The sequence below is a fragment of the Ornithinibacillus californiensis genome, assembly GCF_001038485.1.
In the GTDB taxonomy this organism is placed as follows: Bacteria; Bacillota; Bacilli; order Bacillales; family Amphibacillaceae; genus Ornithinibacillus; species Ornithinibacillus californiensis.
This window is the reverse complement of record NZ_LDUE01000012.1, coordinates 56323-68032: the sequence shown is the minus strand read 5'-3', so window position 1 is coordinate 68032 and position 11710 is coordinate 56323. Positions and strand designations below refer to the sequence as shown.

At 41.0% G+C, this 11710-nt stretch carries 7 protein-coding genes and 2 rRNA genes; all 9 read left to right on the top strand.

Features of this window, described 5'->3' with window-relative positions; genetic code table 11:
• A 23S ribosomal RNA gene (locus tag TE34_RS02825) occupies positions 1-2360 on the top strand; the annotation flags it as partial.
• Positions 2361-2434: 74 nt separating this feature from the next.
• Positions 2435-2550, top strand: a 5S ribosomal RNA gene (gene rrf / locus TE34_RS02820).
• A 131-nt stretch (positions 2551-2681) separates the two neighbouring features.
• Positions 2682-3380, top strand: a complete 699-nt coding sequence (locus tag TE34_RS02815) for an MgtC/SapB family protein (protein WP_047983315.1) — start codon at positions 2682-2684, stop codon at positions 3378-3380.
• Between the two features lie 231 nt (positions 3381-3611).
• The gene (locus TE34_RS02810) at positions 3612-4073 is read left to right on the top strand and encodes a CtsR family transcriptional regulator (RefSeq protein WP_047983314.1); all 462 of its coding nucleotides are present in this window, start codon (positions 3612-3614) and stop codon (positions 4071-4073) included.
• Positions 4074-4114: 41 nt separating this feature from the next.
• On the top strand, positions 4115-4681 hold the full coding sequence (locus tag TE34_RS02805; protein WP_047983313.1) for a UvrB/UvrC motif-containing protein: 567 nt from the start codon (positions 4115-4117) through the stop codon (positions 4679-4681).
• Complete coding sequence (locus TE34_RS02800; RefSeq protein ID WP_047983312.1) at positions 4656-5720, top strand: protein arginine kinase; 1065 nt, start codon at positions 4656-4658, stop codon at positions 5718-5720. The genes TE34_RS02805 and TE34_RS02800 overlap by 26 nt, the downstream gene beginning before the upstream one ends.
• Positions 5721-5737: 17 nt before the next feature.
• On the top strand, positions 5738-8164 hold the full coding sequence (gene clpC, locus TE34_RS02795) for an ATP-dependent protease ATP-binding subunit ClpC (RefSeq protein ID WP_047983311.1): 2427 nt from the start codon (positions 5738-5740) through the stop codon (positions 8162-8164).
• Positions 8165-8711: 547 nt separating this feature from the next.
• Complete coding sequence (gene radA / locus TE34_RS02790; protein ID WP_047983310.1) at positions 8712-10085, top strand: DNA repair protein RadA; 1374 nt, start codon at positions 8712-8714, stop codon at positions 10083-10085.
• 192 nt (positions 10086-10277) lie between these two features.
• On the top strand, positions 10278-11372 hold the full coding sequence (locus TE34_RS02785) for a PIN/TRAM domain-containing protein (protein WP_047983309.1): 1095 nt from the start codon (positions 10278-10280) through the stop codon (positions 11370-11372).
• Positions 11373-11710 lie beyond the last annotated feature (338 nt).

Genomic DNA, 11710 nt, shown 5'->3' with positions numbered 1-11710 from the left:
TGTGCCTACAAGTAGTCGGAGCACGTTAATGTGTGACGGCGTACCTTTTGTAGAATGGACCGGCGAGTTACGATCGTATGCGAGGTTAAGTGGAAGACACGGAGCCGTAGCGAAAGCGAGTCTGAATAGGGCGAATTAGTATGCGGTCGTAGACCCGAAACCGTGTGATCTACCCATGTCCAGGGTGAAGGTCAGGTAACACTGACTGGAGGCCCGAACCCACGTATGTTGAAAAATGCGGGGATGAGGTGTGGGTAGGGGTGAAATGCCAATCGAACACGGAGATAGCTGGTTCTCTCCGAAATAGCTTTAGGGCTAGCCTCAAGAGTTGAGTACTGGAGGTAGAGCACTGATTGGACTAGGGGCCCTCATCGGGTTACCGAATTCAGTCAAACTCCGAATGCCAGATACTTTATCTTGGGAGTCAGTCTATGGGTGATAAGGTTCATAGACGAAAGGGAAACAGCCCAGACCGCCAGCTAAGGTCCCAAAGTATACGTTAAGTGGAAAAGGATGTGGAGTTGCACAGACAACCAGGATGTTGGCTTAGAAGCAGCCACCATTTAAAGAGTGCGTAATAGCTCACTGGTCGAGTGACTCTGCGCCGAAAATATACCGGGGCTAAACGTATCACCGAAGCTGCGGATTGTTCTTACGAACAATGGTAGGAGAGCGTTCTAAGTGCTGTGAAGTCAGACCGTGAGGACTGGTGGAGCGCTTAGAAGTGAGAATGCCGGTATGAGTAGCGAAAAAAGAGTGAGAATCTCTTTCACCGAATGCCTAAGGTTTCCTGAGGAAGGCTCGTCCTCTCAGGGTTAGTCGGGACCTAAGCCGAGGCCGAAAGGCGTAGGCGATGGACAACAGGTTGATATTCCTGTACCACCTCATAATCGTTACGAGCGATGGGGGGACGCAGTAGGATAAGGAAAGCGCACCGATGGATGTGTGCGCCCAAGCAGTGAGAGTGTTGGATAGGCAAATCCGTCCAACTTAAGCTCAAGCTGTGATGGGGAGCGAAATTTAGTAGCGAAGTTCCTGATTTCACACTGCCAAGAAAAGCCTCTAGCCATGATTTATGGTGCCCGTACCGCAAACCGACACAGGTAGGCGAGGAGAGAATCCTAAGGTGAGCGGAAGAACTCTCGTTAAGGAACTCGGCAAAATGACCCCGTAACTTAGGGAGAAGGGGTGCTTCTTGTATGAGAAGCCGCAGTGAATAGGCCCAAGCGACTGTTTAGCAAAAACACAGGTCTCTGCGAAGCCGAAAGGCGAAGTATAGGGGCTGACACCTGCCCGGTGCTGGAAGGTTAAGGGGATGAGTTAGGGCTTAGCCCGAAGCTTTGAACCGAAGCCCCAGTAAACGGCGGCCGTAACTATAACGGTCCTAAGGTAGCGAAATTCCTTGTCGGGTAAGTTCCGACCCGCACGAAAGGTGTAACGATTTGGGCACTGTCTCAACGAGAGATCCGGTGAAATTATACTATGCGTGAAGATGCGCATTACCCGCGACAGGACGGAAAGACCCCGTGGAGCTTTACTGTAGCCTGATATTGAATGTCTGTGCAGCTTGTACAGGATAGGTGGGAGCCTTAGAAGCCGGAGCGCTAGCTTCGGTGGAGGCATCCGTGGGATACCACCCTGGCTGTATGGACCTTCTAACCCAGGACCGTAATCCGGTTCGGAGACAGTGTCAGGCGGGCAGTTTGACTGGGGCGGTCGCCTCCTAAAAGGTAACGGAGGCGCCCAAAGGTTCCCTCAGAATGGTTGGAAATCATTCGTAGAGTGTAAAGGCAGAAGGGAGCTTGACTGCGAGACCTACAAGTCGAGCAGGGACGAAAGTCGGGCTTAGTGATCCGGTGGTTCCGCATGGAAGGGCCATCGCTCAACGGATAAAAGCTACCCCGGGGATAACAGGCTTATCTCCCCCAAGAGTTCACATCGACGGGGAGGTTTGGCACCTCGATGTCGGCTCATCGCATCCTGGGGCTGTAGTCGGTCCCAAGGGTTGGGCTGTTCGCCCATTAAAGCGGTACGCGAGCTGGGTTCAGAACGTCGTGAGACAGTTCGGTCCCTATCCGTCGTGGGCGTTGGAAGTTTGAGAGGAGCTGTCCTTAGTACGAGAGGACCGGGATGGACACACCGCTGGTGTACCAGTTGTTCTGCCAAGAGCATAGCTGGGTAGCTACGTGTGGAAAGGATAAGTGCTGAAAGCATCTAAGCATGAAGCCCCCCTCAAGATGAGACTTCCCATCACTTCGAGTGAGTAAGATCCCTTAGAGACTATGAGGTTGATAGGTCCGAGGTGGAAGCGTGGTGACACGTGGAGCTGACGGATACTAATAGATCGAGGACTTAACTAACTTTTTTTTGATATTCGTTGTTTACTCTTATTTAGTTTTTAGGGTATAAATTAAATTTTATATCTAAACCATTGTCTGGTGATGATGGCGAGAAGGTCACACCTGTTCCCATACCGAACACAGTAGTTAAGCTTCTCAGCGCCGATGGTAGTTGGGGCATTGCCCCTGTGAGAGTAGGACGTTGCCAGGCAATAGTAAACCAAGAGATGATTAAATCGTCTCTTGGTTTTTTTGTTTACCCAAAATTAATTCTAAATTCATATTTACATTTAATTATACTAAACTGATAATAGATAAATAAGTAGAAGAAGGGGAGCTAACATGAATGCCATTTTTGAAGACTTTATAGACGATAATTTTTTCCTGATTATTGTACGTGTTCTTATAGCACTCGTATTATCAGGCTTGATAGGTTTTGAACGTGAACTTAAGAATCACTCTGCCGGATTTCGTACGCATATCTTAGTCGGTGTTGGCGCATGTTTGATGATGCTCCTATCGTTATTTGGGTTTGAGGCATACATTGATAAGTATGATAATGTACGATTTGATCCAGCACGTATTCCTTCTTATGTAATCAGTGGGATTGGTTTCTTAGGTGCTGGAACGATCATGGTTTATGGTGGAACGATAAGAGGATTAACAACTGCAGCCTCTATTTGGGCAGTGGCTGGTCTTGGGCTAGTAGTTGGAGCAGGCATGTATGCAGTTGCAGTATTTACGACATTAATTATTTTATTAAGCCTTGTTTTTCTTAATAACTTTGAGAAGCTTTTTACACGAGGCGGAAAGAACTCCTTAGTGGTAGAAATTGTTTCCTATCCTGGTTTACCAATAAACAAGGTAGTCTCCGTGATTGAAGAAAGTGATTTAAAAGTAAAACAAGTGGAAGTCATTAAAGTAGAGAATGATTTGCGCAGTATCTTTATTAAAGTGGACCCTAAAGAGGATTTAAATAAAATTAAGTTGTTTGAAAGCTTGTCTGCTATAGATGCTGTAAAAAGTGTGTCTGAAAGATAATACCTACTCAATCAAAAACCTGTACATATAAAAATGTGTGCAGGTTTTTAAAACCATTCTAATAGAAAGAACTTAATTGTACATGGTTTTGATTTGATTGAATTTGTCTACAATAGAAATTGTAAGATAGTTGCATCTGATAAAATTTGAAGTATAATAAAAGTAAAGTCAAAGATAGTCAAAGTCAGAAAGGTAGTACTTAGATTACTCTTATATCTAGGAGGGAATCAAATGAGTAATATTTCAGATGTAATTGAACAGTACTTAAAGAAAGTATTACATGCTAAGGGTCAAGACGCTATTGAAATTAAACGAAGCGAAATAGCCGATCGATTTCAATGCGTGCCATCCCAAATCAATTATGTTATTAACACTCGTTTTACAATAGAAAAAGGCTATATTGTGGAGAGTAAACGTGGTGGAGGAGGATATATTCGCATTATTCGGGTAAGACATCGAGATAGGTCTGAGATGATTGATGAAATTATTCGATTGATTAACCCGACAGTAACACAACAAGCTGCAATCAATGTGCTTGAACGTCTAGTTGAAGATGAATTTATTACAGAAAGAGAAGCAAAGATTATGGCTAATGGAATCAGTAGAGAGACATTGGCATTTAAACTACCGTTAAGAGACGAGTTAAGGGCCCGCATTTTAACCTCAATGCTTACGACATTAAAATATCATTAAACATTAAAATGGTTTTAAGTTTGATTAAGGGGGGAATCAGAGTGGAGTGCCAAGAATGTCATCAGCGGCCAGCAACCTTGCATTATACACAGGTTATTAATGGTCATAAAACAGAAGTACAAATTTGTGAGGCTTGCGCCAAAGAAAAAGGTTATCTGACATATCCTGAAGAGGGATATTCTCTTCATAATTTATTAACTGGTTTATTTAACTTTGAATCTGGAAATATAGGATCTGCTGGAACCCATTTGGACAAAGGAAAAGAGACGCAATGCTCTAAATGTGGATTAACATTTTCGGAGTTTAAACAAATTGGCAAATTCGGGTGTGGCGAATGTTATCATACTTTCTCTGCTAATCTTAATCCGATTTTCCGCCGTGTTCACAGTGGAAACACAGAGCATCGCGGTAAAATTCCCAAACGAAAAGGTGGCAATTTGCATTTAAAGAAACAGTTAGCTACCTATAAACAGGAGCTGCAAGATTTGATTATTAATGAAGAGTTTGAACGGGCTGCTGTTATTCGGGATAAGATTAAGGAATTGGAAGCGAATATTAATCGTAAAGAAGAGAGGGATTCAGGTGACACTTCAACATTTCATGAATGAGGCGATTAGCCCATGGATGCGTGAACAAGGTCCAGATCATGATATTGTTCTAAGTAGTCGCATCCGTTTAGCAAGGAACTTTGCCGATATGCCATTTCCTATCATTGCAGATCAGAAGGATTTGGAGCAAATTCGAAAGTTCTTCCAGCATGAGTATGAACATACTTCATTTGAGGAATATAAAAGCTTTGAATTTATTTCTATTCGTGATTTAACAGCGATTGAAAAAAGTGTACTCGTAGAGAAGCACCTTATTAGTCCGTTGTTAGCGAAGAAAGAAGGAGCAGCAGCTGCCCTCATATCTGGTAATGAACAAGTATCCGTTATGATCAACGAAGAGGATCATATCCGTATTCAAATATACTTCCCAGGCTTACAATTAACGAAAGCATTAAATAAGGCGCTACAATTTGATGATTGGATTGAAGAAAAGGTTAACTATGCTTTTGATGAAACGCGAGGATTTTTAACAAGTTGCCCTACCAATGTAGGTACCGGTATGAGAGCCTCTGTGATGATGCATTTACCCGCACTAGCAATGACCAAGCAAATCAACCGCATGATGCCAGCTATCAATCAGTTAGGACTAGTTGTGAGAGGTATTTATGGTGAAGGTAGTGAAGCATTAGGTAATATTTTTCAAATCTCCAACCAGATTACACTAGGAAAAGCAGAAGAACATATTATCGAGGATTTAGAGAGTGTTGTTCAGCAGCTAATCGAACACGAGCGGAAGGCTAGAACTAGAATATTAGAGCAATCGGGTATCGTGTTAGAGAACCGTATTTTCCGTTCTTTAGGAGTACTGAAATATAGTAGAATCATTGAATCAAAGGAAGCCGCAAGATGTTTATCGAATGTACGTCTAGGAATAGATTTAGGAATCATTAAAAATATTTCACGTAATATACTTAATGAGCTAATGGTTTTAACACAACCAGGTTTTTTGCAGCATTATGCGAAAAAGACGTTAAGTGCTTCAGAGAGAGATATACTTAGAGCGTCTTTAATCCGAGAACGATTACAATTTGAGGAATAGGTAGGAGGAAATCTCATATGATGTTTGGACGTTTTACTGAAAGAGCACAAAAAGTATTAGCCCTATCACAAGAAGAAGCCGTACGTCTAGGGCATAACAATATAGGTACGGAGCATATCTTACTTGGATTAGTACGCGAAGGGGAAGGAATAGCTGCAAAAGCGTTAGAATCTCTTGGGTTAGAAGTATCCAAAATCCAAGAAGAAGTTGAGAAACTAATTGGAACTGGGAAGCAGCCAATGCAAACCATTCACTATACCCCAAGAGCCAAAAAGGTAGTAGAACTATCGCAGGATGAAGCTCGTAAACTAGGTCATTCCTATGTGGGAACAGAGCATATTTTGCTTGGTTTAATTCGAGAAGGTGAAGGAGTTGCCGCTCGAGTTTTAAATAACTTAGGTGTTAGTTTAAATAAGGCCAGACAACAGGTACTACAGCTGTTAGGTAGTAATGAGTCTCAGGCAGGTAGACAAGGACGTGGCCAGGCAACGAGCGCTAATACACCGACTTTGGATTCCCTTGCCCGTGATTTAACTGCAAGCGCCAAAGAAGGCAACATTGACCCGGTTATTGGAAGAAGTAAAGAAATAGAACGTGTTATTCAAGTGTTGAGTCGCCGTACGAAAAATAACCCAGTACTTATTGGAGAGCCAGGTGTTGGTAAAACAGCCGTTGCTGAGGGCTTAGCACAACAAATTATTAATAATGAAGTACCAGAAACATTACGTGACAAGCGAGTAATGACACTTGATATGGGTACGGTTGTCGCAGGTACAAAATATCGCGGTGAGTTTGAAGATCGCTTGAAGAAGGTTATGGAAGAAATTCGCCAAGCAGGCAATATCATTATCTTTATTGATGAGTTGCATACGTTAATTGGTGCTGGTGGAGCAGAAGGTGCAATTGACGCATCTAACATTCTAAAACCATCCTTAGCACGTGGAGAATTACAATGTATCGGTGCTACAACTTTAGAAGAGTATCGTAAGTATATTGAAAAGGATGCGGCTCTTGAAAGACGCTTCCAGCCGATTCAAGTGGATGAACCTACATTAGATGAAACGATTCAAATCTTAAAAGGATTACGTGATCGCTATGAAGCGCATCACCGTGTAACGATTACAGATGAGGCGATTGATGCAGCTGCTAAATTATCAGATCGCTACATTACAGACCGTTTCCTACCAGACAAAGCAATTGATTTAATTGATGAAGCGGGATCCAAGGTACGATTACGTTCGTATACAATTCCACCTAATTTAAAGGACTTAGAGCAAAAGCTTGAAGAAGTACGTAAAGAAAAAGATGCTGCTGTTCAAAGCCAAGAGTTTGAGAAGGCGGCATCATTGAGAGATTCGGAACAGCGCCTACGTGAAGAATTAGAAACGACAAAGAATGAATGGAAAGAAAAACAAGGACAAGAAGATTCCCAAGTAACGGTTGAAGACATCGCAAGCATTGTTTCTATTTGGACTGGTGTACCAGTTTCCAAGTTAACAAAGGATGAAAGTGAACGTCTTCTTAACTTAGAGGAAGTTTTACATGATCGTGTAATCGGGCAAGAAGAAGCGGTTAAAGCTGTTTCTAAAGCGATTAGAAGAGCGCGTGCGGGTCTTAAGGATCCGAAACGACCAATTGGCTCCTTTATCTTCTTAGGACCAACAGGGGTAGGTAAAACAGAGTTAGCACGAGCACTTGCTGAAGCAATGTTTGCCGATGAAGATGCAATGATTCGAATTGATATGTCTGAGTATATGGAGAAACACTCTACTTCTCGCCTAGTCGGTTCACCTCCTGGATATGTTGGCTATGAAGAAGGTGGCCAATTAACAGAAAAAGTACGTAGAAAACCATACTCCGTTGTCTTATTAGATGAAATTGAAAAAGCTCATCCGGAAGTATTTAACATTCTATTACAAGTACTAGAAGATGGACGCCTAACAGATTCAAAAGGTCGTGTAGTAGATTTCCGAAATACGGTTGTAATCATGACATCGAATGTTGGAGCAAGTGAGTTAAAGCGTAATAAATTTGTAGGCTTCAACTTAGGTGATGAAAACAAGGACTATGACAATATGAAATCAAAAGTAATGGATGAACTGAAAAAAGCCTTCCGTCCTGAGTTCCTAAACCGAATTGATGAAACCATTGTGTTCCATTCTCTAGAGAAAAAACACATGAAGTATATCGTCACGCTAATGATAAAAGACGTTCAAAAACGCTTAAGGGAACAAGAAATTGATTTCAGCCTGACAGATAAAGCAGTAGAGAAGATTGCTAATGAAGGATTTGACCCAGAATACGGAGCAAGACCATTACGCCGATCCATCCAAAAGAACATCGAAGACCTATTATCAGAAGAACTGCTAAAAGGAACCATTAAAATTGGTGAAAAAGTAAAAATCGGCCTAAATAACAAAGGCGAATTCATTATTTTACCGTAACAATTCATCATAATCTCATGTTAAAACTAGAAGGTTTTTTACCTTCTAGTTTTTTTCTACCATGGAATTTTGTGTTATGATGCAAAATATATAATAAGGGCTGGGCTACCTAGTCCGCAGCACTTCTAGAGAGGAAGTTTGCATAAGGTAAATCCTCTGAGCAGCCAGTATAAACGAAGACTCCAGCGGGAGGACAGGCCTAGGTATAAGACCCCGGTGATGCACCTGCGTCTACTAGCATCACTTCGAAGTAGGCTTCCTCGGTGCAAGGCAGCAAGGAAGCTTATTCAAGTAGTTGCCTGGCTTACCAGCCGCCCGGCGGCAAGGTAGACACTGCGATGGTTTTTTTCGAGCAGATGTCGCCCCTGTGCTGGAAGTGAAAGCGAAGTGTATACTGGCTGCGGACACCGATCAACAACTAAACATAAACAATTATTGTCCAATATGTGGCAAACTTTAGGAAAAATTAAACTAAATTGATAGATTACTGTAACCATAGGAACAGCTTGTACGTATATAATAGAGATATCCGAAAGGACTGAGATCATTGGCAAAAAGAAAAACAAAATTTGTCTGCCAAGAATGTGGATATGAATCTGCAAAATGGATGGGAAAATGTCCAGGCTGTAATAACTGGAATAGCTTTGTAGAAGAGACAGAAATTACAGGAAAACAAGCTAGACACACATTTAGTGGAATATCTACTCCTGGAAGCAAACCAGAAAAAATAACCGCAATAGAATCAAGACAAGAACCTAGAATAACGACGAACGTAAACGAATTAGACCGAGTACTAGGTGGAGGAATAGTCCCTGGATCACTAGTTCTAATTGGTGGGGATCCTGGTATTGGGAAATCGACTCTTTTACTGCAAGTATCATCCCAAATTGCCAATAAACAACTTCCTGTACTATATATATCCGGTGAGGAATCTATAAGACAAACGAAGCTTCGTGCAGATCGATTAGGGGTAAGTTCAGATTCATTATATGTCCTAGCAGAAACCAATTTACTTACCATTACGAATCAGATTGAGCAATTAAAGCCTCAACTAGTTATAATCGATTCTATTCAAACGATTTATCGTGAAGAGGTAACAAGTGCACCTGGTAGTGTTTCACAAGTTAGAGAATGTACAAGTGAGCTTATGCGTATTGCGAAGACTAGCGGCATTCCCATTTTTATTGTTGGACACGTTACCAAGGAAGGTGCTATTGCCGGTCCAAGACTATTAGAACATATGGTAGATACTGTACTTTATTTTGAAGGTGAAAGACATCATACGTATCGTATCTTGCGCGGTGTTAAAAACCGTTTTGGTAGTACCAATGAAATGGGTATTTTTGAGATGAAGGAAGAGGGTTTGAGAGAAGTACTGAATCCATCCGAGATCTTCTTAGAAGAGCGCTCACAAGGCGCAGCGGGCTCAACGGTAGTTGCCTCAATGGAAGGGACAAGACCTGTTTTAGTGGAAATACAAGCTTTAATCTCTCCATCTAGCTTTGGAAACCCAAGAAGAATGGCAACAGGGGTAGATCATAACCGAGTTTCCTTACTGATGGCTGTTTTGGAGAAGCGGGTCGGATTAATGCTACAAAACCAAGATGCCTATATTAAAGTTGCTGGTGGGGTCAAGCTGGACGAGCCAGCGATTGATTTAGCTGTTGCAATAAGTATTGCATCGAGCTTCCGTGATATTTTAACTAGACCTGATGATATTTTTATAGGAGAAGTGGGACTAACAGGTGAAATTAGGCGTGTCTCTAGAATTGAACAGCGTGTTCAAGAGGCGGCAAAGCTCGGGTTCAAACGAGTGATTTGCCCACAAAACAATCTAGAGGGCTGGACGATTCCGAAAGATATTCAAGTCATTGGTGTAAAAAGTATACAAGAGGCATTAAATATCGGTGTGCCAAGATAATAGTTTAAAAAATTACTAGAATTTTGTCGAATTTTGATTGACTTATAAATAACGCTGTGATAAAATTTATGGTTTTGCCAGTTTGATTGTTTTTTAAAGCTATGCTATTATGGTGAAGTACTATTCTTATTTGTAAAAAATGGTTATTATTTTAGGTTAATAGGCAATAATAATGGTTAGGAGGTGACAGTGGTGCTGAAAAAGATTGTACACTTATTCTTTATTATTTCAGGGGGTACCATTGGGTATTTATATATACCATATGTTATTAGGCTATTAGATTTTACCGATCTATCATGGGTCGAATCACCGTATTTAGGTGCAGTATTAGGTGCAATTATATTATTTGTTTTTTCCTATCTCGTTACGGATTATATTGTAGATTTTTTGAGGTGGATAGAAGAAGGATTAGTAAAAATACCTATAGGTGATTTACTTTTTGGAAGTCTAGGATTAATCATCGGGCTAGTAACTGCATTTTTAATTAACTTACCAATTCAAGAAATTGAGATTGAATTTGTTTCGAAGGTTATACCGCTGTTTGTAACGATTCTATTAGGCTATTTTGGATTCCAGGTTGGATTTAGAAGGAGAGATGAATTAATCAATCTTCTAAGTATCAACCGTAAGGAGAAAAAGAGAGGGTCGTCCGATGGTGATGCAACGGACACGGTTCAACCTCGAGCAAAGATACTAGATACTAGTGTTATTATTGATGGTCGTATTGCAGATATTTGTCAAACGAGCTTTTTAGAGGGAACGATTATTATCCCCCAATTTGTATTAGGTGAGTTGCAGCATATTGCAGATTCATCTGATGTACTAAAAAGAAATCGTGGGCGTCGCGGTTTAGACGTTTTAAATCGTATTCAGAAGGAACTACCTATTAAAGTAGAAATCTATGAAGGCGATTTTGAGGAAATTCAAGAAGTAGATAGTAAATTAATCAAGTTAGCCAAAGTAATTGATGGTATTGTGGTAACAAATGATTTTAATCTTAACAAAGTTTGTGATTTACAAGGTGTGCACGTTCTAAATATTAATGATCTTGCGAATGCAGTAAAACCTGTCGTATTACCAGGAGAAGAACTAATGGTTCAAGTGATTAAGGATGGTAAAGAGCAAAATCAAGGAATTGCGTATTTAGATGATGGCACAATGATAGTCGTTGAAGAAGGCAGAAATTATATTGGAAAAACGATAGAAGTACTTATAACGAGTGTTTTACAAACCTCTGCTGGACGAATGATTTTCGCAAAGCCAAAATTACTTGAAAAAGCATTATAAAAAAGGTATAACTTATATTGGAGAAACAATAAATACAAGAGGCTGGGACAAAACCTAGATGTTTGAATTCAAAGACGAATGATACGAAATATTAGCTCCGGAAATATACGGAGACTCCTGCGGGAGGAAAGGCATCGGTGAGACCCCACAGCTCGGAACGAGCGAGGAGGCTCACTAGCCGCCCGCGGAAAGCGTAGTATATTTCCGGAGCGGGGTATATGCACTTACCATAATATTTCGGATTTTTCTTGAATAGAACACCTTTGTCCCACCCTCTTTTTGTTATAATGTAATAAGAAATGAACATACATAAATTTATAAAAGAAGGAAGAGACCAA

Bases quoted from the DNA above. Each gene is read 5' to 3' on its own strand.
- TE34_RS02815 (WP_047983315.1), top strand. From the start codon at position 2,682: ATGAATGCCATTTTTGAAGACTTTATAGACGATAATTTTTTCCTGATT.
- clpC (WP_047983311.1), top strand. From the start codon at position 5,738: ATGATGTTTGGACGTTTTACTGAAAGAGCACAAAAAGTATTAGCCCTA.
- TE34_RS02810 (WP_047983314.1), top strand. From the start codon at position 3,612: ATGAGTAATATTTCAGATGTAATTGAACAGTACTTAAAGAAAGTATTA.